Here is a 24,854-nt window from a genome sequence, read left to right on the forward strand (position 1 = left end):
GGCCTTTACTCTTCGTTGTAGCGGTAACCGATGCCATAAAGCGTTTCGATCGCGGAAAACTCCGAATCCGCAGAACGCATTTTCTTCCGAAGGCGCTTGATGTGGCTGTCGATCGTCCGGTCATCGACATAGACCTGATCGTCATACGCCACGTCCATCAGCTGATCGCGCGATTTCACGAAGCCCGGACGTTGAGCAAGAGCCTGCAGCAAGAGGAACTCCGTCACCGTCAGCGTGACGTCCTGACCCTTCCACTTCACCGCATGGCGAAGGGGATCCATCGACAATTCACCGCGGATCATGACCTGCGTGTCTTCGGGTACATCGGTCTCGTCGGAAGCGATGGCTTCCTGCCGCCGCAGGATCGCGCGGATCCGCTCGACCAGCAATCTCTGGCTGAACGGTTTGCGGACGTAATCATCGGCCCCCATGCGCAGGCCGAGCACCTCGTCGATCTCGTCGTCCTTCGACGTAAGGAAAATGACGGGAACTGAAGACTTCTGGCGAACCCGCTGCAGCAGGTCCATGCCGTCCATGCGCGGCATCTTGATGTCGAACACACCAAGATCGGGCATCTGCCGTGAGAACGCGTCGAGCGCGCTCTGTCCGTCGTTGTAGGTCTCGACCTCGAAGCCTTCCGCCTCGAGGGTCATGGAAACCGACGTCAGGATATTTCTGTCGTCGTCGACGAGCGCGATCCGCGACATGTCAATGTCCTCTGGTTGCCTGTTTTACTGCCGTGTTTTTCCGCTACGTCGTCGAAAAGCCGCCCGAAGATCAACACAATTCGCGTCTCGAATGATTCGCCAACTCGATTGTGACCGCGATGCAGTTAAAAATATGTGAAACTGGAGCTTCGGCCGCGCAGGATGATTGCGCTAGCGGCTGCGTTTGTTGGCGCTAACTCCCCCTGCCCTGCCGGGGATGCTGTGTTAGCGTCGCACCTTGGGACGCCCGGGCGTGACACGGCATGCAACGGTGCGAAGCCCGCAAAAGGAGCGAGAGCATGACCGACCGCGTGAATCCCGCGCAGACCCTCGAGGCCCAAGGAATGACAGGGTTCGGGAAAGTGCGATACAACCTGCTTGAGTCGGCCCTGATGCAGGAGGCGTTGGCGCGCAAAGAGGGCACGCTCGGCATCGGCGGCACGTTCCTGGTCAGCACTGGAAAATTCACCGGCCGTTCGCCCCTCGACAAGCACGTCGTCCGCGACGCCACGACCGAAGATACGATCTGGTGGGACAACAACCGTCCCATGTCGCCCAAAGGTTTCGAGACGCTGCGCGATGACATGCGCGCGCACATGCAGGGCCGCGACACCTTCGTTCAGGATCTCTTCGCCGGAGCTGACCCGGCGCACCGCCTCGATGTCCGCGTCATCACGGAGTTCGCCTGGCACAGCCTCTTCATCCGTCACCTGCTTCGCCGTCCCGACGCTCAGGAACTCGCCGCCTTCGTGCCGGAATACACGGTCCTGAACTGCCCCTCCTTCAAGGCCGATCCGGAGCGTCACGATTGCCGTTCCGACGTGGTGATCGCGATGAACATGGGCACCCGCGAGATCCTCATCGCAGGCACGGAATATGCCGGGGAAAACAAGAAGTCGGTGTTCACGCTCCTGAATTACATCTTGCCGGAAAAGGGCGTGATGCCGATGCACTGCTCGGCAAACCACGCACCGGACGAGCCCGCCGAGGCCGCCGCCTTCTTCGGCCTGTCCGGCACCGGCAAAACCACCTTGTCGGCCGACCCCTCCCGCACGCTGATCGGCGACGACGAGCATGGCTGGTCCGAACGCGGCATCTTCAACTTTGAAGGCGGCTGCTACGCGAAGACGATCGACCTGTCGCGCGAGGCCGAGCCCGAGATTTTTGACACCACATCAAGGTTCGCCACGGTTATCGAGAACATGGTGTTCGACCCCGACACGCGCGAAATCGACTTCTCAGACAACTCGATCACCGCGAATACGCGCTGCGCCTATCCGCTCGACTACATCTCCAACGCCTCCGAGACGGGGCTTGGCGGGCATCCCAAGAACGTGATCATGCTGACCTGCGACGCGTTCGGTGTGCTGCCGCCGATCGCCCGGCTGACACCCGCGCAGGCAATGTATCACTTCCTGTCGGGCTTTACCTCGAAGGTCGCGGGCACCGAGCGTGGCGTGACCGAGCCGGAACCCACCTTCTCCACCTGCTTCGGCGCGCCCTTCATGCCGCGCCGGCCGGAAGTCTACGGCAAGCTCTTGCGCGAAAAGATCGCCGAGCACGGCAGCGATTGCTGGCTCGTCAATACCGGGTGGACCGGCGGCGCCTATGGCACCGGTTCCCGAATGCCGATCAAGGCGACCCGTGCACTGCTGTCGGCTGCGCTTGACGGAACGCTGGCTCACGGCCAGTTCCGCCGCGATCCCAATTTCGGCTTTGACGTGCCGGTCAGTTGCACCGGCGTCGACGACATCCTGCTCGATCCGCGGCGCACCTGGGCGGACAAGGATGCGTATGACGTGCAGGCGCGAAAGCTGGTGGACATGTTCGCCGCCAACTTCGAGAAATACGTCGATCATATCGACGAGGACGTAAAGGCATGCGCTATCGGCTGACGATCCTGATCTCGACCTGTGTCGCCTTGGCCGCTCCCGCGGCGGCACAGGTCCACTTGGTCGAAGCCGGCATCATCTGCCCGCGCCCGACCACCGGCGAGTTAATGGAAGCGCCGGGCACCGAGGCGGGGTTCATCCGCCAGATCGACGAGTCGCTCGTCTTCGACCTCCCGGACAGGATCGTTCCGACGATGGATCGGCTCAGCTTCGGCTTCCGGACCGGCGTAAAGCTGGGCACACCAAGCCAGATCGTGACCGTCGTCATCACACACCCGCCGATGGGCCCGCGTGACGTCACCCGCGAGGAGTGGGAAGACAAGATCCCTGCCGGAACCGAGAGCCTGAACCTCTTCACGTTCGAAAAAGAATACGAGAAGGTTCCCGGCCCCTGGACCTTCGAAATCGAAAAGGATGGCGAAACGCTGGTCGAGGTGCCGTTCACCGTCGTTGATGCCGGCGGCTCCTCCCGCGTCGAGGCAGCCTGTTTCCAGTTCCTGTCCTGATGGATCAGCCGAAAATGCCCCGGCGGATCAGATTGATCCCGGCCACGATCAGCACGATTAGAGTCACCTTGCGGAACAGCGCCTGATCCATCCGGTCCTGCAACTTGAACCCCAGCGACATACCGATCAGTGCCGCCGGCAGGAGCGCGGCGGAAAACCAGAACGTCTCCGCGTTCAAGATCCCCGACCGCAAATGCGCGAGGAACAGGACGACAGCGCCGGCCCCATAGATGACGCCTTGGACGACCATCTGCCGCGCCCTCGGCGTGTCGATCGCCATTAGGTAAAGCACCGTCATCGGCCCCCATGTTCCGGCCAATCCGCCCAAGACGCCGGAGACGAGGCCGATCCCCCATTCCGCCGCCGCGCGCCGCTCGGGCGGAACATGCAGGCGCACACCGCGAAGCTGCATCAGCGACAGGCCCACCACCGGCACCCCGAGGATGAGGTAGAATGCCCTGCGCGGGATGATCGTGACAAGTTGGGCCGTCAGGAAGATCGCCACCATCACGATCAGAAGGTAACGCCAATGCCGCTCCGCCGCCTCGCGTGCGGGCGTCAGACCCTGCCGCGTCACCTGCCAACCATTCGTCGCCAGCACCGACATGAGGATGCCCGCCAGAGCCAGCCGTGGATCCAGAAAGCTCGACAGGCCGGAGATCATGATGAGAGGCAGGGCGAACCCTACCATCCCCTTCACGAGACCCGCCGTGACCGCGATGAGAACGGCCGTAAGCCAGTCGGAGGAGGAGAGCGTGTTCATGCGGCCTGCCTACGCCGCCGCCCCGGGCCGCGCCAGCGCTGACGATGTGCTTCCCGAGCAAAGGACGTCTGATCGAGCGGGACAGCCGTGAGTCTCCGGGGCAACGCGAACGAAGCCCCGTTCCACGACTCGATCACCGCCAGCCAAGCGCCCGCCGGCCCCGCCTCGGACCGGCGCGGCTAAGCCTCGCCTCGGAGCGCGTCGACGAGCCGCGCCCGGGCCGCTGGCAAGGGGCGGTTGCCGAGAGAGGCGGCCACCTTCTCCGACAGGAAGAACCCGGTGAGGTCCAGCGCCGCAACCACCCGCGCCATTGAGGGCGGCGCTCCGGTCAGCATTTCGGGCAGCGCAAGCAGACGCGAGGCCCACTCCCCGGCCCCCGCCCTGCTGACGGCGCGGCCGCTGCGTGGGCTGACATAAACCAGATCCTCGGTCGTCCCCGTCGCCCCGCAAGTCCCGAGATCCAGCCGGAAGCCAGCCACCTCAAGCAGCGCCGCCTCCCAGAATACATAGTCGTTGAGCCAGCCCTCACCGCTCACGATCGCGTCGCACAGGTCTTCGGTGCGGATCTGGAACTCGGCCAAAGCCTCCCGCTCGGGCAGGACGAAGGCGCAGAGCGCGCAGGTCGCCGACAGCGCGGCAAGCCGCAGCGGATCAGACAGAACGCCGGCCGCGCGCGATCGCATCAGCTCGACGCTCCAGGAGCCAAGATGCCCCTCCAGTCGGGCGCGCCAGACTGCATCGAGTTGGTTGCCCGGCTGCAACATCGGCGCCTTTCGCCGCGAAACCCCGCCATGAACGACGCCCAGATGCCGGCCATGTTGCCGCGTGAACAGCTCGAGGATCACCGATGTCTCGCCATGTGGCCGAGCGGCGAGGACGATCCCCTCGTCGCGCCACTCCATCAGCCGAGCCCCTCCTCGTCGAGCAGATGACGCCCCGCCCGGTCCTCGACCTCAAGCACCCAGAGATCCGGGTCGAACGAGGCCTGACGTGTTACCGTAGCATCGCAATCCGCCTCATCCCCTTCGGCGAGGACGATCCAGGCCCGCTCTCCGGTCATCAAATCGAAGCTGCGCTGATGCACGACCGCACGCCCGTCGAGCGTGTTCAACTTCACGAGGACCGCGCCCGCCGTGTCGTCGCCGTGCCGTACGACGAAGCAGGGGATCCCGTGCAACTCCAGCCTTTTGCGGTAGGCGGAGACCCAGAACGACGCCGTCAGGCGACTCAAGTCGAGCTGTCCTTGAAATCCAGCCCCATCGCATCGAACCGCTCCGCCTCCTCAAGCCAGCCGGGCCGGACCTTCACCTGCAGGAACAGATGCACCCGACGTCCGAGGAACTCCTCGAGTTCGGCGCGCGCCGCTTGGCCGACGGCTTTCGTCGTCTCGCCCTTGCGCCCGAGGACGATGCCCTTGTGGCCATCGCGGATCACGTAGATCAACTGGTCGATCCGCACCGATCCGTCCTCCCGGTCCTCCCAGTTCTCCGTCTCGACGGTGAGTTGGTAGGGAAGCTCCTGATGCAGGCGCAGCGTCAGCTTCTCGCGCGTGATTTCTGCTGCGATCATCCGCAGGGGCAGGTCGGCGATCTGATCCTCGGGATAGAGCCACGGCCCCTCCGGCATGCGCGCCGCCAGGTCCGCCTTCAGGTCGGCCACGCCATGTCCCCGCTCCGCCGAAATGAGGAACGTCGCGTCGAACGGGAACCGCGCGTTCATCTTCTCCGTCAGCGCCAGCAGAACCTCCGCCTTCACGCGGTCGATCTTGTTGACGGCCAGAAGGACCGGCTGCCCGTTGCGCTGCCGCTCCGCCAGCGCGTCGAGAATGGCTTCGACCCCCTCGGTCAGTCCGCGATGCGCCTCGATCAGCAGGACCACCGCATCGGCATCGGCCACGCCTGTCCAAGCCGCGGCGACCATCGCCCGGTCCAGCCGCCGCTTGGGACGAAACAGCCCCGGCGTGTCCACGAAGACGATCTGCGCCGCCTCCTCCATCGCCACCCCACGAACGCGCGCGCGCGTCGTCTGGACCTTGTGCGTCACGATCGAAACCTTGGCCCCGACCATCCGGTTGAGAAGCGTGGACTTGCCCGCATTGGGCTCTCCGATCAGGGCGACAAAGCCCGCGCGCGTCGTCTCTTCAGCCATCGTCCACCTCACTCAGCAACGCCTTGGCCGCCGCCTGCTCCGCCGCGCGCTTGGAGGCGGCCTCTCCTTCACCGAAACGTCCATCCGCCAGCCGCGCGGCGATCCGGAAGACCGGCGCGTGATCCGGTCCGGCACGATTCAGCACCTCATAGCGCGGCGGCGTCATCCCGCGCGCCTGCGCCCATTCCTGCAACGTCGTCTTGGCGTCGCGAGCATCATGTTCGACCTGCGCGATCCGCTCGCCCCAAAGACGCAGCACCACCTCCCGCGCCACATCCAGACCCGCATCGAGATAGATCGCTGCGATCAGCGCCTCCATCCCGTCGCCCAGCAGCGCCGTCTTGCGCCGACCTCCCGTGACCTGCTCGGACTTGCCAAGCTTGAGCACCGCACCGAGGTCGATCTGGCGGGCGACATCCGCGCAAGCTTCCTTGCGCACAAGCGTGTTGAAACGCGGCGCAAGCTGCCCCTCCTCGGCCGTCCGGTCCTCGCCCATGACGGCCTCGGCCATCACGAGGCCGAGCACGCGATCCCCGAGAAACTCCAGCCGCTGGTTGTCGGGCCGCGTCAGCGATCCGATGGAGCTGTGCGTCATCGCGCGCACCAGTAGCTCGGGCCGCGCGAAGCGGTGCCCGATCCGGGCCTGAAAGGCGTCGAGCTCGCGCGAGAGCTTCAAACGATCTCCTCGAAGAACCGGTCTAGCCGCCAGGTCCAGAAATAGAGGATCCGGGATCCTGCCGATGAGAACATCACCCGATCCGCCCTGCCGATCAGGTTCTCGAAGGGAACGAAGCCGACCCCGCCGACCGACCGCGGCACCCGGCTGTCACGGGAATTGTCGCGGTTGTCGCCCATGAAGAAGTACTCCCGCTCTGGCACCACGAAGGCCGGCGTCGTGTCGGTGGAACTGCGGCCGATATTGAGGATGTGATGCGGGCGATCGCCACCGGGAAAGGTCTCGACGAACCGCTCCTTGACGCATTCCCCACCAAGGCCCACGGCATTCGCATCATTCTGACAGGCGGGCATGAGCTGCTGCGGGCCCTGCAACGCCTTGAGTTCGACGAAATCCGCAATCGGCGCCTGTTCGGCGGCTGCGCCGTTGATGTAGAGCACGCCGTCGCGCATCTGGATCGTGTCGCCCGGCAGGCCGACCAACCGCTTGATGAAATCGGTCCCGTTCACCGGATGACGGAAAACGATCACGTCCCCGCGCTCGGGCTCCTGTCCGAAAATGCGGCCCGAAATCGGACACATCGAGAACGGGCAGGAATGGCGGGAATACCCGTAGGCCATCTTGTTAACGAAGAGGAAGTCTCCGATCAGCAGCGTGTCCTTCATCGATCCCGAGGGGATCCAGAAGGGCTGAAAGAACAACGTGCGAAAGATGCCGGCGATGAGAAGCGCCCAGAAAACCGTCTTGAGGGTTTCAAGGAGGCCCTCCTTCTTCTCCGCCTTCGCCATTCGCTCGGTCCCTGCTGCCTGAGGGGTTGCACTGCCCCCTGCCCCGGTCGCTGTCAAGAACGCCGCCGGGCGCTCAGGCGAGGGGCCGCGCCTCGATCACGACAAATGCCTGCGCCCAAGGGTGGTCGTCGGTCAGCGAGACATGGATTACCGCCTCGAATCCTGCGGGCGTCATCTCGGCCAGACGGTTGGCGGCCCAACCGGTCACCGTCATGACGGGCTGTCCGGTCGGCAGGTTCGACACCGCCATGTCGCGCCATGCGATCCCCATCCGCAGGCCGGTGCCCAGCGCCTTGGAGCAGGCCTCCTTGGCGGCCCAACGCTTGGCGTAGGTCGAAGCCTCGCCACCCACTACCTTTGCCCGGCGCACCGCAACCGCCTTTTCCCGCTCCGAGAATACGCGATCGCGGAACCTGTCGCCAAACCGCTCGAGGACGCCCTCGATCCGCTCGATATTGGCGAGGTCGGTGCCAATACCCAGGATCATGAGCGACGCCACATCAGCATGCGGCCGTCTCGCGAAGGCGAAATTCTCGCAGTGAAGCGTGCCGCAACTTCTCCCGCTCGGCGGCTGGCGTGGCCACAGGCGTCCCAACCCGCCGACCAAGAGCCGACGGAGATACACGCAAAGCTTGCCAAAGCGGCGGGCATGGCTTCTCTTTCAATAACGTACGGCAAGCAGGAGCTATGCCCGCGCCGCATCCATCAGCCGGCGCATCTCTGCCATCGCCCCGTCGAGCCCGCGAAAAACCGCCTCGCCGATGAGGAAATGCCCGATGTTGAGCTCCACCACCTCGGGCATTGCGGCAATGGGCGCCACGCTGTCGTAAGTGATCCCGTGACCCGCATGAACCTCCAGCCCATGCTTCGCCGCGATCTGCGCACCCTCGGCAAGCCGGGCGCATTCCCGCGCGGCGTCGTCGTCGCGCCCCTCGGCCACCGCGTCGCAATAGCTGCCGGTATGAAGCTCCACCACCGCTGCGCCGACCTGCGCGGCGGCCGCGATCTGCTCCGGGTCGGCGGCGACGAAGAGCGAGACACGCGCGCCCATCTGGGTCAGCGGGGCGATGTAGGCCGTCAGCCGATCCCTGTCGCCCGCCACCTCCAGCCCGCCTTCGGTCGTCCGCTCCTCCCGCCGCTCGGGCACGAGGCACACGGCATGCGGCCGGACCTCCAGAGCGATACGCGCCATCTCCTCCGTCGCGGCCATCTCGAAGTTCAGCGGGATGGAAATTGCCTCCCGGATCGCGGCCATGTCGGCGTCGCGGATGTGCCGACGATCCTCGCGCAGATGCGCGGTGATACCGTCCGCGCCCGCCGCCTCGGCGGCCAGAGCGGCGCGCACCGGGTCAGGCACCGCGCCGCCGCGTGCGTTGCGGATCGTCGCGACATGATCGACGTTGATACCCAATCTCAGCCTATCCATTTGCCTCTCCCTTTGCGCTCTTCTCGGCCTTCAGGTCGGCCTTCGCCGAAGCCCGCTCCGCCGCCTTGCGCCGGATCTCGTCAAGCTTCACCTTCAGCTTGCCGCGCCGCCTCCGTTGATACGCTTCAATCAGCGGCAGACAGATCGTATAGGCGGCGATCCCGGTGAAGACACCCGGAACCAGTCCGCCGATAAGATAGGGCAGAAAGACATCGTTCCAGAAGATTTGCGTCGCGGTCCAGTTCACCGGCGCCCCGGTCATTGCCGACCAGCTGTTCCAGAACAGGGCCTCGCCCGCGCGAAAGAACTTGCCGAAGATGTTTTCGTCGACCTCGCCGCGCATCTCCGTGCCCAGCATGAAGTGACCGAGATTGAGCGATACGACCGCGATCGGCACATAGGTCAGCGGGTTGCCGAAGAACGTGCCCAGCAGCGCCGCCATCACGTTGCCGCGCACGATGACGGCCAACGCCGCGGCGACGAAGAAATGCAGCCCGTAGAACGGCGTGAAGGTCGTGAACACGCCGACCATGATCCCGCGGCTGATCTTGCGCGGCGTGTCGGGAAGGCGGCGCAAACGATGTTTGACGTAGAGCGCCGCCCTACCCCAGCCGCCATGGGGCCATAGCGCCCGCCAGACCGATTGCCTGACCGAAAGGGGATCGCGCCGCTTGAACATCTCCGACCGTCACATCACCGTCGCGTCGGGCCGTCGATGCGTCACCTCGCGCGAGGCGACCGTTCCCGTCCCGACGGGCACCGCACGATGACGCGACACCTGGGCCACGTCGCTGTCGGATTCCGTAGCGATGATCAACGCGTGCAGATGTTCCCGGTCGCGGACTTCGACGTCGATCAGCAAGCGGAAGAAATCGGGTTTGCGATCCACGAACCGCAGATCCGAGATGTTGGCGTTCTGCTCGGCGATCAGCATGCAGGTCCGGCCCAAAACGCCCGGCGCGTTCGAGATCGTCATGTCCAGCGTCACCGCATTGCGCGCGGCATGATGACCCGGCGACCATTTCAGGTCGACCCAGCGGTCGGGCACGTCCTCGAACTCCGCCATGCGGGGACAGTCGATGGCATGGACAGTCACGCCTCGCCCCTTGTTGGTGATCCCCACGATCCGCTCGCCCGGCACCGGCTGACAACAGGGCGCACGCTCGAAATGGGCCTGCGGGTCCAGACCGACGATGGCGTCCTCGCTCGAAACATCGGGAGCCGGCGGCGCCTGCGCGATCTCCGGCCAGAGCGTCGCCGTCACAGTCCTCGCACTGATCTCGGAGGCCCCGATCGCGGCCAGCAGATCTTCCGGCCCGTCTTGGTCGAGCGACTTGGCCGCCGTCTCCAGCGCCTTGTCGGTCACCCGCTTGCCCACCTGCGCAAAGGCGGCACGGGCCAGCTCGCGCCCCAGCCGCACCTGTCCCGATCGCCGTTCCGCCTTCAGGGCGCGGCGAATGGCGGATTTCGCGCGGCCCGTCGTGGCGATGTCGATCCAGGTCACCTGCGGTGTCTGCGCCTCGGCGGTCACGATTTCGACCGACTGGCCATTGCGAAGCCGCGTCCAGAGCGGGACGCGCATTCCATTCACCTTCGCCGCCACCGTCCGGTGCCCGATCCGCGTGTGGATCGCATAGGCAAAGTCGATCGGCGTCGCTCCGGTGGGAAGCTTCACGACCATCCCCTTTGGCGTGAAGCAGAACACCTGATCTGTATACATTTCGAGCTTCACCGCCTCAAGGAACTCGGCGTGGTCATGCGCCTCCTCGAATCGTTCGTTCATCGAGCGCAGCCATTCCGCCGGATCGACGGCAAAACGGTTTTCCGAGCGCACCCCGTCGCGATAGGCCCAATGCGCAGCCACGCCGCGTTCGGCCACCTCGTGCATTTCGCGGGTCCGAATCTGCACCTCGACCTGCTTGCCGTCGCGCCCGGAGACCGTGGTGTGGATCGAGCGGTATCCGTTGGATTTCGGCTGGCTGATATAATCCTTGAAGCGCCCCGGAACGGAGCGCCAGCGCTGGTGGATCACACCCAGAACGCGGTAGCAGGTCGCAGCGTCGCTGACGATCACGCGGAACCCGTAAATGTCGGACAAACGGCTGAAGCCGACGCGCTTCTCCTCCATCTTGCGCCAGATGGAGAACGGGCGCTTGGCGCGGCCCTTGACCTCGGCCTCGATCCCCGCGCGATCCAGCTCCAGCTCGATGTCATCGGTGATCCGCGCGATCACGTTTCCGTCTTCACGCTGCAGCGTCACGAAGCGGCGCAGGACCGAGTTGCGCGCCTCGGGGTTGAGGACGGAGAAGGAAAGGTCCTCAAGCTCCTCGCGCATCCACTGCATCCCCATGCGGCCGGCAAGGGGGGCGTAGATCTCCATGGTCTCGTGGGCCTTCTGGGCCTGCTTTCCGACGGCCATGTGCCGGATCGTCCGCATGTTGTGCAGCCGGTCGGTCAGCTTGACGAGGATCACGCGCAGGTCTTTCGACATCGCCATGAAGAGCTTGCGGAAGTTCTCCGCCTGCTTCGTCTCGCTCGATGTCAGTTCGAGGTTCGTCAGCTTGGTGACGCCATCTACCATTTCCGCGATCTCGGAGCCGAACCGGCGCGAGATCTCGGTATAGGTGGAGCGGGTATCCTCGATCGTGTCGTGAAGCAGCGCGGTAACGATGGTCGCGTCGTCCAGCCGCTGTTCGGTCAGGAGCCCCGCGACCTCGACGGGATGCGTGAAATACGGCTCACCCGAGCGGCGGGATTGCCCGGCATGCATTTCCGCTCCGTAGGCATAGGCCTCGCGGATCAGACCGGCATTGGTACGTGGATTGTAGGCGCGCACGAGGGCGACCAAGTCGTCCGCCTCGATCATCTCACGTGCGCCTCCGTCGCAATCAGGGCTGGCCTTGCGCCTCCATCAGCGCACGCAGCAGCTTCTCTTCGGACATGTCGTCCTGAGCCGGCTGATCCTTTTCCACACCCATCAGAAGAGCCATGGAATCCTCTTCCGGCTCGTCGACCTCGATCTGCGTCTGGTTCGATTCGATCAGACGCTCGCGCAGGGCGTCGGCGCTCTGGGTCTCCTCGGCGATCTCACGCAGGGCGACGACGGGGTTCTTGTCGTTGTCGCGATCCACGCTCGGGGCAGACCCCGTTGCGATCTCTCGGGCGCGATGCGCGGCGAGCATCACCAAATCAAAACGATTGGGAACCTTGTCGACGCAATCTTCGACTGTCACGCGGGCCATGTCGCACCTCTGTCAGGAGTCGGAACACGCCACTTACGCCCGTGGCCGCCGGGATACAACCCCATCCACCGGCCCGATCACGCGCATTTCACTACGTTTCGCAGCCGGGAGCGACGCTGCCATTGACGCCACGCTTCGTCCCGTCACCGGATGCCGCCATTTCGGCACCACCTCGGCTGCGGGGATCAGAACGAAAGACCGGTCCTGCAGGCGCGGATGCGGCAGGATGAACTCCTCCGGAGCCTCCTGCGCCTGACGGGCCGGCTCCAGATCCATCCAGCGTCGGACCGTCCTTGGATCGGGCCGAACCAACCCCTCCGCGCCGATCAGATCAAGGTCCAGCACGCGAGCGCCCCACCGGACCCGCCGGACCCGCCCACGTCGCGCCTCAAGCCTGTGGAGGCGCACGAGCATCGCCTCAGGCGGCATCGGTGCATGAACCAGCGCCACCGCATTCACGAAATCCGGCCCCGACCCCGGCGGCCAGGCTGGATTCCGCCAAAGCCGCGACACCGCCACCACCCGCCCCGGCAGATCGCGCAGCGCATGGGCGACTTGCCGCGCAGTTCCCGAAGTTGATGCAAAGGCATTGGCGCCGACTGCGACCAAGTGCTTCATTGGAAACTCCGGGTTTGCATATTTTATACTGCTGGTCCCACGTTATAATCCACAACCGGAAATGGCCGCTGTCGCGGTCGGTCCGGCGGGTGCCGCTTCGTCACGGCGGATCCGAAAGAAAGGGAAAAGATGTTTTACAGAGACGAGCGTTTGGCATTGTTCATCGATGGTGCAAACCTCTATGCGGCGGGGCGCGCACTTTCCTTCGACATTGATTACAAACTCTTAAGACAGGAATTCGCGCGCCGCGGCAAACTGCTTCGGGCCTACTACTACACCGCGCTTCTCGAAACCGAGGAATATTCTCCGGTCCGCCCGCTCGTGGATTGGCTGCAATATAACGGCTTCACGATGGTGACGAAGCCCGCGCGGGAGTTCACCGACGCTCAGGGCCGAAGGCGCGTGAAGGGCGACATGGACATCGATCTTGCGGTCGATGCGATGGAGACGGCCGCCCATGTCGATCACATCGTGCTGTTCTCGGGCGACGGCGATTTCCGCCCGCTCGTCGAAGCGCTTCAACGGCGTGGCACGCGTGTATCCGTCTGCTCGACCCTGCGCAGCCAGCCCCCGATGATTGCCGACGAGTTGCGGCGGCAGGCCGACAATTTCATCGAGCTCGATGAACTGCGCGACACGATCGGCCGCACCCCGCGCGATGTCGACGTGCGATCGGCGGCCGCGAACGCCTAGCGCGGCGGCCGCGGCCGGAACGCGGGCAGCCGCCAGCCGAAGCGGATCGATCCGGCCCGCAACGCGAAGGTCAGAGCGATACAGGACCCGAGCGGGACAGCTCCGGGCCCAACGGCCTCGCGCGCGGCCACGGCGGCCGCGCCTCCGGCCAGCGCGGCGGTGACGTAGAGCTCCCCCCGTGCCAGCACCAGCGGCAGCTCTCCCACCACGACATCGCGCATCAACCCGCCGAAGCATCCGGTCACGACGCCCATGACCAATTGGATCCAGATCGGAAGCCCGGCGCCATGAGCCACGCCCACGCCGGCCGCCACCGCGACCGAGAGCGCGACAGCATCGAACCACACGATCGCGGCCAGCCGCGACGCGAGGAGGTGATGGCTGAAGAACACGAGCATCGCCGCCCCCGCCGCCGCCGCCACGGGCAGCGGATCGACCAGCCAGAAGATTGTGCGATCCAGCAGCAAATCCCGCACCGTTCCACCCCCCACCGCCGTCAGGCAGGCGAGGAACACGAATCCCACCGGGTCGAGCTGCGCACGCGCGGCGGTGAGCGCTCCGGTGATCGCGAAGACCAGAACGGCGGCAAGATCGAGCACGGCAATCACACAATCAGCTCTTCGCGGCTTTCGGCGATTTCGGCTTGAACGGCGCCATTCCCGCGCGGGCGAGTGCATCGGCCCGCTCGTTCTCGGGGTGCCCGGCATGACCCTTCACCCACTCCCAGATCACGGTATGCCGCGCCTGCGCCGCGTCCAGGCGCTTCCACAGATCCTCGTTCTTTACCGGCTTCCGGGTCGAGGTGCGCCAACCGTTGCGCTTCCAGCCATGAAGCCACGCGGTGATGCCGCCCTTCACATAAGCCGAATCCGTCACCACGGTCAGCGCCGAGGGCCGCTCCAGCGCCTCGAGCGCATTGATCGCGGCCAGAAGCTCCATGCGGTTGTTCGTGGTTTCGGCCTCGCCGCCCTTGAGTTCGCGCTCCCTGACGACGGCGCCATCGCGCGACGCCACGAGAAGCGCGCCCCATCCGCCCGGCCCCGGATTTCCGGAACAGGCACCGTCGGTATAGGCGATCAGCTTCACCCGAACGCCACCGGCGCAAGGCAGACCAGAACGCCCGCCGTCAGGATCAGCCGCAGTTTCATCCACCAACGCGGCGCAAGTTCCTGCCGCCAGAACATGAAGTCGAGCAGGAGCACGCCGGCAAAGCCCGCCATCAGGCCAATCGCGGCCGAAACCGGCCCGCCGCCGGTCACGAAGAAGGCCCAGAGCGCGGGCAGCACGCTCAGCGCGTAGCCCGTCGCCGCGACCTGTCCCTCGGTGCGCGTGGCGAATCCCCACAGGACGCCGGACATGAAGCTCAGGATCACGGCGCCATAGAACAGCCCGACGTAAGGGCCGATGAACCGCGGACCGATCGTGGCCAACGTAAGTTGCGCCGCCGCATCCGAGTACATCGTGACGACGCCCCAGAAGAACGGCAGCAATCCGGCAAGACCGAGAAGCAGGGCGGAGCGGGGGATGCGCGCATCGAACATGCGGCGCAGATGCCACGCGGAACGACGGCCCGAAAGCCCCTTTGCCCGATGTGACGCCAACCGTCCTCCAATGGTCACGAAATTCGCTCCGCCGGCCGGCGGGCCCGCAGGCGGTTGCTTCACAAGAGTGGCAGAACTTGTGCAGTCGGTAAAAGCAATTCGCCGCCCGTTCGCCGCTTCACCCTCCAGAGCACCAAAGCGACTCCGGGGAGCAGGCCCCGTATCCGGCCTTGCCTTGGGAACAGCTCATCCCGCCATCACCTTGCGCCAGCCTTGCCCGCTCACGCGTGCAGGCAGCCGCCGGAACAGGGCGCCTAGAGAACAGACGATACCAAGCGCCGCTTCACGCGAGTTCCCGCAGCACACGAGGCACCTTGAACTCCACGTTCTCCTCGGCCGTCACCACATCGCGCATCGTCACCTCGTAACGTTCGCGCAGCGCATCCACGACCTCGTTGATCAGAACCTCCGGTGCACTCGCCCCCGCAGTGACCCCGATGGACGCGACGCCCTTCAGCGACCGCCAATCCACGTCCGCAGCCCGCTGCACGAGTTGTGCATAGCTGCACCCTGCCTTGGCCGCGACCTCGACCAACCGCTTGGAATTCGACGAGTTCGGCGCCCCGACAACCAGAATCGCATCGCAATCGGGCGCCATCGCCTTCACCGCCTCCTGACGGTTGGTGGTGGCGTAGCAGATGTCTTCCTTGTGAGGTCCGACGATAGCCGGAAACCGTGCCTTGAGGGCCGTCACCACGTCCGCCGTGTCATCCACGCTCAGGGTCGTCTGCGTAATGAAGGCCAGCCGCTCCGGGTCGCGCACCTCAAGTCTGGCCACGTCGTCGGAATTCTCGACCAGCAGCACCTCTCCCGGCGGAAGCTGGCCCATCGTGCCGATGGTTTCAGGATGGCCGGCATGGCCGATCATCACCATCTGAAGACCATTCTCGTGGTGCCGCGCCGCCTCGATATGAACCTTCGAGACCAGCGGGCAGGTCGCGTCGACATAAACCATCTCGCGCCGTGCGGCCTCGGCGGGAACGGCCTTCGGCACGCCGTGGGCGGAAAAGATCACCGGCCGGTCGGGCGGGCATTCGTCGAGCTCCTCCACGAAGACGGCCCCCTTCGCACGCAGACCGTCGACCACATAGCGGTTATGGACAATCTCGTGGCGCACATAGACCGGCGCCCCCCATTTCCCGAGGGCCATCTCGACGATTTTGATCGCCCGGTCCACGCCCGCGCAGAATCCGCGCGGCGCGGCCATGTAAATCGTGAGGGGGGGCTTAGTCATATGCACTCTCCTTACCGGTCACGTAAGGGTGTGAACCCTGATCGTCCAGTCCACCGGTCCGCAGATGTCGACACGCGCAATCCGTGGCCAGCGCCGATTCTGCGGCTGCCTTTCTTCGACCCGCCCTAGCGCCGCCAATGCGTCGGCACGATCACCAGCGCGCCGACCGAGGCCAGAACGGCGTTCAGCCCCGGCGCCCGAAACCCCAGCCCGAACATGAGCGTCACGAAGAAGAACACGAAGGCGCCGCCGACACAGATCACGATGCTCTGGACGATCCCGTTATGAGTGAAGCCCTGACGTTCGGACAGGTAACCGACGATACCTGCTATCACGACCGTTCCGATCAGGGTCGGGAACATCGGATCAGTCCGCCAGCCGGTCGCCGGGGGCGAGGCGTGCACCGTTGCGGTATTCCTGCCCGGTCATCGCGCTCTTGCCGCCCGGCTGGACCTCCAGAAGCTCGACCCCGCCGTCCCCCGTGCCGATCACCAGCCCGGGCGCATCCAGAACCTCGCCCACCGCACCCGGTCCGTCGACCACGCGCGCGCGCAACAGCTTCAGCCGCGCCGCGTCATGCTCCACCCAGGCGCCGGGGAAAGGCGAGAGGCCGTTGATATGCCGCACGAGCGTCTCCGCCCCCCAGGACAGATCAGTCCGCGCCTCCGCCTTGTCGATCTTGGCGGCATAAATCACGCCGTCCTCGCCCTGACCCACGGGCGAAAGCTGCGCGATCTGCGCCAGCGCATCGACGGCCAGCCGCGCGCCCATCCGCGACAGGCGGTCGTGCAGATCGCCGGTCGTGTCGGTCGGCCCGATATCCGTCGCCTCCCGCAGCAAAACCGGCCCGGTATCGAGGCCCGTCTCCATCGACATGATGCAAACACCCGTCCGGCGGTCGCCCGCCATCACCGCCCGATGTATCGGCGCCGCACCGCGCCAGCGCGGCAGAAGGGAGGCATGGACGTTGAGACAGCCATGCAAAGGCGCGTCCAGAACCGGCTGCGGCAGGAGGAGACCATAAGCCACGACCACCGCGATATCCGCCTTGAGCGCGGCGAAATCCGCCTGCACGTCCTCGCCCTTCAGCGACCGGGGCGTCCGCACCTCGAGCCCCAGCGCCTCGGCCCGCGCCTGAACCGGCGAAGGACGGTCCTTCTTGCCGCGGCCGGCTGGACGTGGGGGCTGCGAGTAGACGGCCACGATCTCATGCCCCGCCTCGTGCAGCGCCTCCAGAACCGGCACCGCGAAATCCGGCGTTCCCATGAAGATCACGCGCATTTGGCCGCCTTTCTGAGCACCATGTCCCGCTTGAGCTTCGACAGACGGTGAACGTAGAGCTTTCCATCCAGATGGTCGATCTGGTGCTGCACGCTCGTGGCCCGCAGCATGACAAACTCGTCCTCGCGCGCCCCGCCCGTCTCGTCCGTATAAGCCACGGTGACGGCACGGGGCCGCGCGACCTTGGCAGAGACGCCGGGCAGGTTCGGGGAGGCCTCTTCGTGGATACGCATCTGACCCGATGCATGCAGGATGCGCGGATTGGCCAGATACGTGATCCCGGTGCCGTCGCCGGCATCGACGATCGCCAGACGAAGCAGGATGCCCAGTTGCGGCGCGGCGAGGCCGACGCCCGGCATGGCGCGCATTGCGGCCTCCATCTCGGACCAGACCGCGCGCGTTTCGTCGTCGATCTCGGCGACGGGCGCGGCGGGTGTACGCAGACGGGGATCGGGCCAGCGCAGGAAGGGACGGGGTGTTCCGGTGAAGGGCGGCACGCTCACGCGGCCGCCTCGGGGTGGTCGAGGATCAGGACGCCGTCGAGATGGTCAATCTCGTGGCAGATGCAGGCCGCGGCAAATCCGGCGAACCGTTCCTCGCGCCGCCCGCCGGCCCCGTCGAAGGCCAGCGTGACCGAGGCCGGGCGGGCGACGCGCCGGGGCGTATCGGGGATGGACAGGCACCCTTCGATGTTCACCTGTTCCCCCACCCGCGCGACGATTTCGGGGTTCACGAAGACGCGGGGATCGGGCACCCCCTCCTTCCACGAGCAATCCATCACGAAAAGCCGCAACGTCACACCCACCTGCGGTGCCGCCAACCCCCGCCCCGGCGCGGCATACATCGTGTCGAGCATGTCGCGGGCGAGCGTGACGACATCGTTAACGGGCTCTTCGGTCACGGCGTCGCAGACGTCGCGAAGAACGGGATCAGGATGGATCACGATCGGGCGGATCATCGGGCAACGCCTTTGCGCAAGGAACGGAATGGCAGAAAGGCGCGCGGCCGCGCGATCGGTGCGCTAGCCACGCGCTCTCTCACGCTTCAGCTTGATCATCTTGCGGGTAATCATCTGCCGCTTCATCGGGCCGATATGGTCGATGAACAACACACCCTGCAGATGGTCGATCTCATGCTGGACACAGGTCGCCCAGAGGCCAGACATATCCTCGGTCCGCTCGGTCCCCGTCTCGTCGAGCCAGCGCACGGTGACCTCGGCGGGACGCGTGACCTCGGCGAATTGGTCGGGGATCGACAGGCACCCTTCCTCGTAGGTCGAGTTCTCGTCCGAGGCGGCGACGACCTCGGGGTTGAACATGATGAGGGGGCGCGGCGCCTCGTCCTCCTCCTTCATGCAATCGAGCACGATGAGCCGCGCAGCCACGCCCACCTGCGGCGCAGCCAGCCCGATGCCGGGCGCGTCGTACATCGTCTCGAGCATGTCGGAGGCCAGCGTCCGCAATTCGTCCGAGAGGTCGGACACGGGCGCGGCGACCTTCTTGAGCCGCGGGTCGGGGTGGATCAGGATGTTACGCTTCATCGCGCCCGATTTAGAGACCCCTCCCCCGCCTTGCAACCGGCGCGGGCGCGGGTCAGGGTCTGCACCGAAGGAGACTTGAAGATGACCGCACACGACCCCCGCTTCGACACGCTGATCGAGCGCCGAGGCAGCCACTGCGTCAAGTGGGACATGATGGAGAAAATCTACGGCGTCCCGCAACAGGATGGCCTCGCCATGTGGGTGGCCGACATGGACTTCCGCCCGCCGCAATGCGTGCTCGACGCGGTGAGCCGGCAGGTCGATCACGGCATCGTCGGGTATTTCGGCGACGACGACGCCTATCACGATGCGATCCGCTGGTGGATGCGTGAACGCCATGGCTGGGAGGTGGAGGCCGACGCGATCTTCACGACCCACGGCCTCGTCAACGGCACGGCGATGTGCGTGGACACCTTCACCGCGCCCGGCGACGGAATCGTTCTGTTCACGCCCGTCTACCACGCCTTCGCCAAGGTGATCCGCGCCAATGACCGTCGCGTGGTGGAATGCGAGCTGTCCTATGACGGAACGCGCTACGCCCCCGATTTCGAGGCTTGGGACGAGGTGGTGGAGCGGTCGAACGCCACGATGATGATCCTGTGCTCGCCGCACAACCCCAACGGCCGCGTCTGGACCCGCGCCGAACTGGAGGGTTTTGCCGCTCTCGCCCGGCGCCACGACCTGATCCTGGTTTCCGACGAGATCCATCACGACCTCGTCTTTCCCGGCACCACCCATGTCCCGATGGCGAACATCGCCGGGATCTCGGACCGCCTCGTGATGATGACGTCCACGACGAAGACGTTCAACATCGCGGGTTCCCATTCCGGCAACGTGATCATCCCCAACGAGGGCCTGCGCGCGCGCTTCGCGAAGCGGATGATGGCGCTCGGCCTGTCGCCGAACTCCTTTGGATTGTTCATGGCGACGGCGGCCTATTCCCCCGAGGGGGCGGCATGGGTGGACGACCTGATCGCGTATCTCGACGGCAACCGCCGGCTGTTCGATGCGGGGCTCGATGCGATTCCAGGCGTGAAATCCGTTCCGCTCGAGGCGACGTATCTGTCCTGGGTGGACTTCTCGGGCACCGGCATGCAGCGCGAGGAATTCACGCGGCGGGTGGAGAAGGATGCGCGGATCGCCGTCAACCACGGCACCACGTTCGGCAAGGGCGGCGATGCGTTCCTTCGCTTCAACATTGCGACGCCGCGCGCAAATGTCGAAGCGGCGGTCGAACGGATGCAGAAAGCCTTCGCAGACCTTCAGTAAGCTGCCCCGTCGATGCACTGCCGGGGAACGGAGTAGAGGGGCGGCGCAGGAGTTTGGTCGATATCGGCTGCGATCAGTTCGGCCGCCGGCATAGCCGGCAGGACGGGGCGCATATCCCCGCCCTCCCTCATGCGCCTCAAATGAGCCGCACGACACGTCCCTCGTTTGGACGCAGATCGTCTGTGGCCTCGTCGCCCTCCGTCGATAGCAAGACCTCTCCCTCGAACACCGCCGGGCGGGGCTGATCGGAAAAGTTCAGCGCGACGCCGATGCGGCTGTCTCCGTAGTTGCGCTCATAGGCAAAGACCGCGTCGTCGACGGAGACAGTCCGATAATCGCCGAGGGTGAGCGCGGGCTCCCGGTGGCGCAGGGCCAGCAGATCGCGGTGGAGGTTCAGGATGGAACCCGGATCACGGCGCAGGACGGAGACCGTGACTTCGGAACGCAGGTCCACCGGCAGCCAAGGCTCGCCCGTCGTAAAACCGCCGTGCGGCGCCTCCTCCCACGCGAGCGGCGTGCGGACCGGATCGCGTCCGTGCCCCTGCCCCGGAAGGTTGATCTCCCAAGGATCGACGACACGCTCGGGCGGAATCTCGACATTCTCCATGCCCAGTTCTTCGCCCTGATAAATCGTGGGCGTGCCGCGCAGCGTCAGCAGCATCATCGCCGCCACGGGGGCCTGCGCCCGCCCCGCGCGAGACGCCGACGCGATCCGCGCACGATCATGGTTGCCGAGAACCCAGTTTGGCCAAGCCCCGGCAGGCAACGCCGCCTCGTAGGCATCGACCAGACTCGCGATCACGAGCGGGTTCCACTCCGCCCCGATCAGCAGGAAATTGAACGGCAGATGAAAGCCGTCATGATCGTCGCCGTAAAAGCGGATCACCTCCTCGATCGTGCCATAGGCCTCACCGACGAACACCTTTTCCGGATGGTAGGTCCGGCCCAGCCGCCGCATCTCGCGGGCGATCTCGAAGGTTTCGGCTTGATACTTAGTATGCGTGCCGAGCAGCGAACGCGGCGGGCCGCCCTCGCCCTGCCAATTGGGGTTCGGGGGGTTGTCGCCGCCTTCGGGGTTGACGACCGCGTTCTCCACTGCGTCGACGCGGAACCCGTCGACCCCCCGGTCGAACCACGTCTGCAGCACGTCAAGCATCGCCGCCCGCGCATCCGGGTTCAGCCAGTTGATCGACGGCTGCTCCGGCAGGAAGGCGTGGTAATAATACTGGCCCGTCGCTTCGTCCAGGGTCCAGGCGGAACCACCGAATTCGGCGATCCAGTTGGTTGGCGGGCTGCCATCGGGCTTGGGATCGCGCCAGATGTACCAGTCGCGCTTGGGATCGTCGCGCGACGACCGGCTGGCCTGAAACCACGGATGCTGGTCGGAGCTGTGGCACGGCACGAAATCGAGAAGCAGCTTCAACCCGCGCGCATGAATAGCGGCGAGAAGGCTCTCGAAATCGTCGAGATTGCCGAAAACCGGGTCGATGCCGGTATAGTCCGACACGTCGTAGCCGAAATCCTTCATCGGCGACGGATAGAACGGAGAGATCCAGACGGCATCCACACCGAGATAGGTCAGGTGATCGAGCCGGGACTCGATCCCCTTGAGGTCGCCGATCCCGTCACCGTCCGAATCCATGAAAGATCGCGGATAGATCTGATAGATCGTGCCCGTCTTCCACCATTCGGTATCGTGCTTGTCCACCATCGTCATTTCCTCCTGACAGTGCAAACACTGGCGAACGGAAGCCGTTTCAGGTCAAGCCCGGAAAATCGGCACCCGAGAGGGCGGAAAATCGAGGGGAATGGTACCAGCGCCCCGGCTTGAACGGGGGACCTCCTGATCCACAATCAGGCGCTCTAACCAACTGAGCTACGCCGGCACGGGGGTCGACTTAGCGCCCGCATGCGGCCAACGCAAGGGTGCGAAACCGTCGGAAGCGGGTTCGGCGCACATTTTCAGGGTCGCATTGACCCCGGCCGCAAAACCGGGCGCGGCCTGGACATCGACGCACGGCTGTCCCGCCGCATCGATGCGGGTCGCGGCGGCAAATGTCGATGTCACCGACGGCATCGCACTTGCGCCGGGGCCCGCCTCGCGTCTAGAGCCGCGCCATGGGTATCAACGACGAATCCGACGTGGAGGCCAACCTCCAGATCGCGCCGACCGACCGCGGCATGGTGCGGCTGTTCGTGGAGAGTGGGGACATCGAGATTCCGATGGATTTCGAACCCGAGGACGCCTTGGAAATCGCCGAGGAAATCCGGGCCGCGGCCGCCATCGCGTCGGAACGAAAATAGACCCGGCTCCGCAAACGGCACCACGCTCCCCGACCCTTTCGAAAAACGCCTGACGCCGGACGCCGCGCCCTCAGCCGCCCCCGGCCAGCATCGGATCGCGCGCCCATTGCATCCGTGTCGCGGCACAGCGCGCGAAGCGGAGCGTCAGCGCCTTGCGCCGTGCGCCCGCCAATGCGGTCGCCTCGGGCATCCGCACGATTTCGGCGCCAAAGCCGTCGGCGAGGATCAACCCCGTCTCCGGCGGCAAGAGATCGACTGGAAAGTCCGGCCCCACCGCCCAGAAATACCGGTCGCACCACTCGAGATATCCCTGCCACTTCACATCGGAGGTGAAGTCGGCCCGGCTCGACTTGCATTCCACGGTCCAGAACTCGCCCTTGGGCCCGAGCGCCATCACGTCGAGCCGCTTGCCGCGTTCGGGCGAAAACTCCTCCAGACAAGAGAAATCGTGGTCCCGCAGGTGCCGGCACACGCCGCGCGCGAGCAGTTGACCCGGCTGCAGCGGGGCGGGCGTGGACAGGCAGGACGGGTCGGAACCGAGGTCGTTGGGCATGGGGCGCCATGTGAATGAAAGGTGAACGAATGTCCAGAGCGCGGCATCCCTTGTCCCCCGGCGCCGGGGCTCCTAAATGGGGGATGCGGTGCTTCTGCGCTTCTTGTCACAACGGCAAAATTCCGGTGGCCTTAAGCAATTCCGAGGGAGCTGGCTCTGATGTGGCCTTGGTCACGTTACCCGGCGCCCACCTGTACATACAGGTCCTCGGGAATGATTGCCCGACGGTTGCCGCGGTTCACCGCACCGGACCCGGTCCTTGATGGGCCGGGTCCATTTCGTTCCAGAACACCCCGATCCGCGCCGCAAGTTCGGCCGGTGCCTGCATCGGGATCATGTGACCTTGTCCTGCCGTCCCGCGCACCGCCCCCCGAAGCCGCGCGGCAAGACCGTCGGCGACGGTTTTGACGATCTCCGGCGGATCGCGCCGCGTCACCAGAAGTGTCGGCGGCGGTACGGCAGGTAGTCGCGACAAGATGCCATGCGCGTCCTCGGCGATGCCCGGCTCGCTCGCCGCGACGAGGGCAATGCGCGCGGCGATGTAGGCGCGTTGTGCGGGCTTCAGCTCCTCCCAAGAGCGCCCGTCGCCCCATAGGCCGGTGAAGACGCGCGCCGCCGCCTCTCCGTCGCCAGCCCGAAGCGCGGTCCCGTATGGAGCCAATTGCGCAAAATGGTCGGCCAAGACGTCCGGCTCTCCTGCGGCGAACATCACCGGCTCGACGAGGACGAGGCTGCGGATCCGGGCGGGCATCTCGACGAGCATGCGCAACGCAAGGCAGCCGCCATAGCTGTGGCCGATAAGGTCGAACCGGCCTTCGGGCGCCCGTGCGGCGGCAACGGCCAGCGCGTCGGCCATGTATGCGCTGCCCTTCCAGGGCGGCGCGGCTCCATGACCGGGCAGGTCCGGCGCGTACCAGCACCCGCCACACGCCGCCGCGACCCTGCGCCACGCCGCCCCCGAGGCCAGCATGCAGTGCAGCGCAAGGACGTTCTGCATTCGCCGGATCTCAGAGCGACGCCAGATGCGCGTCGAGATCCGCCAGCCGGTCCTGCCCCCAGAACCGCTCCTCGCCCACAACGAAGAACGGCACGCCGAAAGCCCCCGCCGCGACGGCTCGCTCCAGGTTGCGGGCATATTGCTCCGCCCCCTCCATCATGCCGCGATTGACGAGGCCGCGATCGAAGCCGGCCGCCTCCAGGCAATCGGCAATGATTTCGTCCTCGGCAATGTCGCGCTCTTCGGCCCAGCAGGCGCGGGTGAGGCCCGCGACCAGTTCCGCCACATCGCCCGATCCATCCGTGATTGCGGCGATCAGCGCATAGGAGGAGGGAGCAGGATTGGTCGGCCAATGCGCCGGATGCAGGTTGATCGGCATATCGGCCTTCGCGGCCTGACGCCGCAGCTCCTGCAGGCGGTATTCCTTCCGGCTCTCGTGACGCTCCTTCGGCGGCGTCCCCCCCGTTCGCGCGAACAGCGCCATGACGTCGAGCGGATAGTAGTTCAGCGTTGCCCCGTGCTTGGCCGCGATTTCCGCCGGGCGCGTTCCGCAAAGGTAGGTGTAGGGCGAGATGGTCGCGAGGTAGTAGTCGATCTGCATGGCATGTCTCCCTGT

Annotated in this window: 31 protein-coding genes and 1 tRNA gene; 5 read left to right on the top strand and 27 right to left on the bottom strand. The window is 65.5% G+C overall.

The window, feature by feature from the left end; genetic code table 11:
• Positions 1-5 precede the first annotated feature (5 nt).
• On the bottom strand, positions 6-707 hold the full coding sequence (locus tag JSE7799_RS09685; RefSeq protein WP_055663431.1) for a response regulator transcription factor: 702 nt from the start codon (positions 705-707) through the stop codon (positions 6-8).
• 299 nt (positions 708-1,006) lie between these two features.
• On the opposite strand from JSE7799_RS09685, the gene JSE7799_RS09690 reads away from it, so the two are divergent.
• Together JSE7799_RS09690 and JSE7799_RS09695 are read left to right on the top strand one after the other, a co-directional pair.
• Positions 1,007-2,602 (top strand): phosphoenolpyruvate carboxykinase, encoded by a 1,596-nt coding sequence (locus JSE7799_RS09690; protein WP_055663432.1) that lies wholly within the window; start codon positions 1,007-1,009, stop codon positions 2,600-2,602.
• A complete protein-coding gene (locus tag JSE7799_RS09695; RefSeq protein ID WP_055663433.1) occupies positions 2,587-3,105 on the top strand; it encodes a DUF3859 domain-containing protein in 519 nt (172 codons plus the stop codon). The genes JSE7799_RS09690 and JSE7799_RS09695 overlap by 16 nt, the downstream gene beginning before the upstream one ends.
• A 4-nt stretch (positions 3,106-3,109) precedes the next feature.
• On the opposite strand, the gene JSE7799_RS09700 is transcribed toward JSE7799_RS09695, so the two are convergent.
• The 12 genes from JSE7799_RS09700 to folK all read right to left on the bottom strand — a co-directional run bounded on the left by JSE7799_RS09700 (position 3,110) and on the right by folK (position 12,766).
• Positions 3,110-3,868 (bottom strand): sulfite exporter TauE/SafE family protein, encoded by a 759-nt coding sequence (locus JSE7799_RS09700; protein ID WP_055663434.1) that lies wholly within the window; start codon positions 3,866-3,868, stop codon positions 3,110-3,112.
• Positions 3,869-4,047: 179 nt separating this feature from the next.
• A complete protein-coding gene (gene recO, locus JSE7799_RS09705; protein ID WP_055663435.1) occupies positions 4,048-4,770 on the bottom strand; it encodes a DNA repair protein RecO in 723 nt (240 codons plus the stop codon).
• On the bottom strand, positions 4,770-5,099 hold the full coding sequence (locus JSE7799_RS09710; protein WP_055663436.1) for a DUF1491 family protein: 330 nt from the start codon (positions 5,097-5,099) through the stop codon (positions 4,770-4,772). The genes recO and JSE7799_RS09710 overlap by 1 nt, the downstream gene beginning before the upstream one ends.
• Complete coding sequence (gene era, locus JSE7799_RS09715; protein ID WP_055663437.1) at positions 5,096-6,016, bottom strand: GTPase Era; 921 nt, start codon at positions 6,014-6,016, stop codon at positions 5,096-5,098. The genes JSE7799_RS09710 and era overlap by 4 nt, the downstream gene beginning before the upstream one ends.
• Positions 6,009-6,692, bottom strand: a complete 684-nt coding sequence (gene rnc / locus JSE7799_RS09720; protein WP_055663438.1) for a ribonuclease III — start codon at positions 6,690-6,692, stop codon at positions 6,009-6,011. The genes era and rnc overlap by 8 nt, the downstream gene beginning before the upstream one ends.
• Positions 6,689-7,480 carry a signal peptidase I gene (gene lepB / locus JSE7799_RS09725; RefSeq protein ID WP_055663439.1) on the bottom strand — a complete coding sequence of 264 codons (792 nt, stop codon included), beginning with the start codon at positions 7,478-7,480 and terminating at the stop codon, positions 6,689-6,691. Before lepB ends, rnc begins: the two co-directional genes overlap by 4 nt.
• 73 nt (positions 7,481-7,553) lie before the next feature.
• Positions 7,554-7,967, bottom strand: coding sequence for a holo-ACP synthase (gene acpS, locus JSE7799_RS09730; RefSeq protein WP_055663468.1), 414 nt, complete (start codon positions 7,965-7,967; stop codon positions 7,554-7,556).
• Positions 7,968-8,165: 198 nt separating this feature from the next.
• A complete protein-coding gene (locus JSE7799_RS09735) occupies positions 8,166-8,906 on the bottom strand; it encodes a pyridoxine 5'-phosphate synthase (protein ID WP_055663440.1) in 741 nt (246 codons plus the stop codon).
• Positions 8,899-9,585 (bottom strand): DUF2062 domain-containing protein, encoded by a 687-nt coding sequence (locus JSE7799_RS09740; RefSeq protein WP_055663441.1) that lies wholly within the window; start codon positions 9,583-9,585, stop codon positions 8,899-8,901. The genes JSE7799_RS09735 and JSE7799_RS09740 overlap by 8 nt, the downstream gene beginning before the upstream one ends.
• Positions 9,586-9,594: 9 nt before the next feature.
• Complete coding sequence (locus JSE7799_RS09745) at positions 9,595-11,772, bottom strand: RelA/SpoT family protein (protein ID WP_055663442.1); 2,178 nt, start codon at positions 11,770-11,772, stop codon at positions 9,595-9,597.
• A gap of 22 nt (positions 11,773-11,794) precedes the next feature.
• Entirely contained in the window at positions 11,795-12,148 is a 354-nt protein-coding gene (gene rpoZ, locus JSE7799_RS09750) for a DNA-directed RNA polymerase subunit omega (RefSeq protein ID WP_055663443.1), read from the bottom strand.
• A gap of 33 nt (positions 12,149-12,181) precedes the next feature.
• Positions 12,182-12,766: a 2-amino-4-hydroxy-6-hydroxymethyldihydropteridine diphosphokinase gene (gene folK / locus JSE7799_RS09755; protein WP_055663444.1), complete on the bottom strand. Its 585-nt coding sequence runs from the start codon at positions 12,764-12,766 to the stop codon at positions 12,182-12,184.
• 129 nt (positions 12,767-12,895) lie between these two features.
• Here folK and JSE7799_RS09760 point away from each other — a divergent pair, with 129 nt between their 5' ends.
• Positions 12,896-13,459: a LabA-like NYN domain-containing protein gene (locus JSE7799_RS09760; RefSeq protein WP_055663445.1), complete on the top strand. Its 564-nt coding sequence runs from the start codon at positions 12,896-12,898 to the stop codon at positions 13,457-13,459.
• Here the strand turns inward: JSE7799_RS09760 and JSE7799_RS09765 are convergent.
• From JSE7799_RS09765 to def (JSE7799_RS09805), 9 genes are all read right to left on the bottom strand, one after another.
• Positions 13,456-14,067 carry a trimeric intracellular cation channel family protein gene (locus JSE7799_RS09765; RefSeq protein WP_055663446.1) on the bottom strand — a complete coding sequence of 204 codons (612 nt, stop codon included), beginning with the start codon at positions 14,065-14,067 and terminating at the stop codon, positions 13,456-13,458. The two genes, JSE7799_RS09760 and JSE7799_RS09765, sit on opposite strands and share 4 nt — an antisense overlap.
• Before the next feature lie 4 nt (positions 14,068-14,071).
• Positions 14,072-14,545 carry a ribonuclease HI gene (gene rnhA, locus JSE7799_RS09770; protein WP_055663447.1) on the bottom strand — a complete coding sequence of 158 codons (474 nt, stop codon included), beginning with the start codon at positions 14,543-14,545 and terminating at the stop codon, positions 14,072-14,074.
• Positions 14,542-15,000 carry a DUF3429 domain-containing protein gene (locus tag JSE7799_RS09775; protein ID WP_055663469.1) on the bottom strand — a complete coding sequence of 153 codons (459 nt, stop codon included), beginning with the start codon at positions 14,998-15,000 and terminating at the stop codon, positions 14,542-14,544. Before JSE7799_RS09775 ends, rnhA begins: the two co-directional genes overlap by 4 nt.
• Before the next feature lie 343 nt (positions 15,001-15,343).
• Positions 15,344-16,294: a 4-hydroxy-3-methylbut-2-enyl diphosphate reductase gene (gene ispH / locus JSE7799_RS09780; RefSeq protein ID WP_055663448.1), complete on the bottom strand. Its 951-nt coding sequence runs from the start codon at positions 16,292-16,294 to the stop codon at positions 15,344-15,346.
• A gap of 125 nt (positions 16,295-16,419) precedes the next feature.
• Entirely contained in the window at positions 16,420-16,656 is a 237-nt protein-coding gene (locus tag JSE7799_RS09785; RefSeq protein ID WP_055663449.1) for a hypothetical protein, read from the bottom strand.
• 4 nt (positions 16,657-16,660) lie between these two features.
• Positions 16,661-17,575, bottom strand: coding sequence for a methionyl-tRNA formyltransferase (fmt, locus tag JSE7799_RS09790; RefSeq protein WP_055663450.1), 915 nt, complete (start codon positions 17,573-17,575; stop codon positions 16,661-16,663).
• Entirely contained in the window at positions 17,566-18,078 is a 513-nt protein-coding gene (def, locus tag JSE7799_RS09795) for a peptide deformylase (RefSeq protein WP_245624849.1), read from the bottom strand. The genes fmt and def (JSE7799_RS09795) overlap by 10 nt, the downstream gene beginning before the upstream one ends.
• Entirely contained in the window at positions 18,075-18,533 is a 459-nt protein-coding gene (gene def, locus JSE7799_RS09800; protein ID WP_055663451.1) for a peptide deformylase, read from the bottom strand. The genes def (JSE7799_RS09795) and def (JSE7799_RS09800) overlap by 4 nt, the downstream gene beginning before the upstream one ends.
• Before the next feature lie 63 nt (positions 18,534-18,596).
• The gene (gene def / locus JSE7799_RS09805) at positions 18,597-19,115 is read right to left on the bottom strand and encodes a peptide deformylase (protein WP_055663452.1); all 519 of its coding nucleotides are present in this window, start codon (positions 19,113-19,115) and stop codon (positions 18,597-18,599) included.
• 81 nt (positions 19,116-19,196) lie between these two features.
• Between def (JSE7799_RS09805) and JSE7799_RS09810 the strand changes: the two genes are divergently transcribed.
• Positions 19,197-20,384, top strand: coding sequence for a MalY/PatB family protein (locus JSE7799_RS09810; protein WP_055663453.1), 1,188 nt, complete (start codon positions 19,197-19,199; stop codon positions 20,382-20,384).
• A 136-nt stretch (positions 20,385-20,520) separates the two neighbouring features.
• Here JSE7799_RS09810 and JSE7799_RS09815 read toward each other — a convergent pair whose 3' ends face one another.
• Positions 20,521-22,101, bottom strand: a complete 1,581-nt coding sequence (locus JSE7799_RS09815; RefSeq protein WP_222101735.1) for an alpha-amylase family glycosyl hydrolase — start codon at positions 22,099-22,101, stop codon at positions 20,521-20,523.
• 92 nt (positions 22,102-22,193) lie between these two features.
• Positions 22,194-22,270, bottom strand: a tRNA-His gene (locus JSE7799_RS09820).
• Between the two features lie 232 nt (positions 22,271-22,502).
• On the opposite strand from JSE7799_RS09820, the gene JSE7799_RS09825 reads away from it, so the two are divergent.
• The gene (locus tag JSE7799_RS09825; protein ID WP_055663455.1) at positions 22,503-22,688 is read left to right on the top strand and encodes a DUF6324 family protein; all 186 of its coding nucleotides are present in this window, start codon (positions 22,503-22,505) and stop codon (positions 22,686-22,688) included.
• Positions 22,689-22,758: 70 nt separating this feature from the next.
• Here JSE7799_RS09825 and JSE7799_RS09830 read toward each other — a convergent pair whose 3' ends face one another.
• The 3 genes from JSE7799_RS09830 to JSE7799_RS09840 form a co-directional block, all read right to left on the bottom strand.
• On the bottom strand, positions 22,759-23,241 hold the full coding sequence (locus tag JSE7799_RS09830; protein ID WP_055663456.1) for an MmcB family DNA repair protein: 483 nt from the start codon (positions 23,239-23,241) through the stop codon (positions 22,759-22,761).
• A gap of 238 nt (positions 23,242-23,479) precedes the next feature.
• Entirely contained in the window at positions 23,480-24,238 is a 759-nt protein-coding gene (locus JSE7799_RS09835; RefSeq protein WP_055663457.1) for an alpha/beta fold hydrolase, read from the bottom strand.
• Positions 24,239-24,248: 10 nt separating this feature from the next.
• The gene (locus JSE7799_RS09840) at positions 24,249-24,839 is read right to left on the bottom strand and encodes a 2-hydroxychromene-2-carboxylate isomerase (protein WP_055663458.1); all 591 of its coding nucleotides are present in this window, start codon (positions 24,837-24,839) and stop codon (positions 24,249-24,251) included.
• Between the last annotated feature and the right edge of the window lie 15 nt (positions 24,840-24,854).

The sequence above is a fragment of the Jannaschia seosinensis genome (assembly GCF_001408515.1).
GTDB classification, from domain to species: Bacteria; Pseudomonadota; Alphaproteobacteria; order Rhodobacterales; family Rhodobacteraceae; genus Jannaschia; species Jannaschia seosinensis.

What these genes read in the sequence shown, in the direction of transcription:
- JSE7799_RS09685 (WP_055663431.1), bottom strand. Translation starts at nt 707, where the DNA reads ATGTCGCGGATCGCGCTCGTCGACGACGACAGAAATATCCTGACGTCG.
- JSE7799_RS09690 (WP_055663432.1), top strand. Translation starts at nt 1,007, where the DNA reads ATGACCGACCGCGTGAATCCCGCGCAGACCCTCGAGGCCCAAGGAATG.
- JSE7799_RS09695 (WP_055663433.1), top strand. Translation starts at nt 2,587, where the DNA reads ATGCGCTATCGGCTGACGATCCTGATCTCGACCTGTGTCGCCTTGGCC.
- JSE7799_RS09700 (WP_055663434.1), bottom strand. Translation starts at nt 3,868, where the DNA reads ATGAACACGCTCTCCTCCTCCGACTGGCTTACGGCCGTTCTCATCGCG.
- recO (WP_055663435.1), bottom strand. Translation starts at nt 4,770, where the DNA reads ATGGAGTGGCGCGACGAGGGGATCGTCCTCGCCGCTCGGCCACATGGC.
- era (WP_055663437.1), bottom strand. Translation starts at nt 6,016, where the DNA reads ATGGCTGAAGAGACGACGCGCGCGGGCTTTGTCGCCCTGATCGGAGAG.
- lepB (WP_055663439.1), bottom strand. Translation starts at nt 7,480, where the DNA reads ATGGCGAAGGCGGAGAAGAAGGAGGGCCTCCTTGAAACCCTCAAGACG.
- acpS (WP_055663468.1), bottom strand. Translation starts at nt 7,967, where the DNA reads ATGATCCTGGGTATTGGCACCGACCTCGCCAATATCGAGCGGATCGAG.
- JSE7799_RS09735 (WP_055663440.1), bottom strand. Translation starts at nt 8,906, where the DNA reads ATGGATAGGCTGAGATTGGGTATCAACGTCGATCATGTCGCGACGATC.
- JSE7799_RS09740 (WP_055663441.1), bottom strand. Translation starts at nt 9,585, where the DNA reads ATGTTCAAGCGGCGCGATCCCCTTTCGGTCAGGCAATCGGTCTGGCGG.
- JSE7799_RS09745 (WP_055663442.1), bottom strand. Translation starts at nt 11,772, where the DNA reads ATGATCGAGGCGGACGACTTGGTCGCCCTCGTGCGCGCCTACAATCCA.
- rpoZ (WP_055663443.1), bottom strand. Translation starts at nt 12,148, where the DNA reads ATGGCCCGCGTGACAGTCGAAGATTGCGTCGACAAGGTTCCCAATCGT.
- folK (WP_055663444.1), bottom strand. Translation starts at nt 12,766, where the DNA reads ATGAAGCACTTGGTCGCAGTCGGCGCCAATGCCTTTGCATCAACTTCG.
- JSE7799_RS09760 (WP_055663445.1), top strand. Translation starts at nt 12,896, where the DNA reads ATGTTTTACAGAGACGAGCGTTTGGCATTGTTCATCGATGGTGCAAAC.
- JSE7799_RS09775 (WP_055663469.1), bottom strand. Translation starts at nt 15,000, where the DNA reads ATGTTCGATGCGCGCATCCCCCGCTCCGCCCTGCTTCTCGGTCTTGCC.
- ispH (WP_055663448.1), bottom strand. Translation starts at nt 16,294, where the DNA reads ATGACTAAGCCCCCCCTCACGATTTACATGGCCGCGCCGCGCGGATTC.
- JSE7799_RS09785 (WP_055663449.1), bottom strand. Translation starts at nt 16,656, where the DNA reads ATGTTCCCGACCCTGATCGGAACGGTCGTGATAGCAGGTATCGTCGGT.
- fmt (WP_055663450.1), bottom strand. Translation starts at nt 17,575, where the DNA reads ATGCGCGTGATCTTCATGGGAACGCCGGATTTCGCGGTGCCGGTTCTG.
- def (WP_055663451.1), bottom strand. Translation starts at nt 18,533, where the DNA reads ATGATCCGCCCGATCGTGATCCATCCTGATCCCGTTCTTCGCGACGTC.
- def (WP_055663452.1), bottom strand. Translation starts at nt 19,115, where the DNA reads ATGAAGCGTAACATCCTGATCCACCCCGACCCGCGGCTCAAGAAGGTC.
- JSE7799_RS09810 (WP_055663453.1), top strand. Translation starts at nt 19,197, where the DNA reads ATGACCGCACACGACCCCCGCTTCGACACGCTGATCGAGCGCCGAGGC.
- JSE7799_RS09815 (WP_222101735.1), bottom strand. Translation starts at nt 22,101, where the DNA reads ATGACGATGGTGGACAAGCACGATACCGAATGGTGGAAGACGGGCACG.
- JSE7799_RS09825 (WP_055663455.1), top strand. Translation starts at nt 22,503, where the DNA reads ATGGGTATCAACGACGAATCCGACGTGGAGGCCAACCTCCAGATCGCG.
- JSE7799_RS09830 (WP_055663456.1), bottom strand. Translation starts at nt 23,241, where the DNA reads ATGCCCAACGACCTCGGTTCCGACCCGTCCTGCCTGTCCACGCCCGCC.
- JSE7799_RS09835 (WP_055663457.1), bottom strand. Translation starts at nt 24,238, where the DNA reads ATGCAGAACGTCCTTGCGCTGCACTGCATGCTGGCCTCGGGGGCGGCG.
- JSE7799_RS09840 (WP_055663458.1), bottom strand. Translation starts at nt 24,839, where the DNA reads ATGCAGATCGACTACTACCTCGCGACCATCTCGCCCTACACCTACCTT.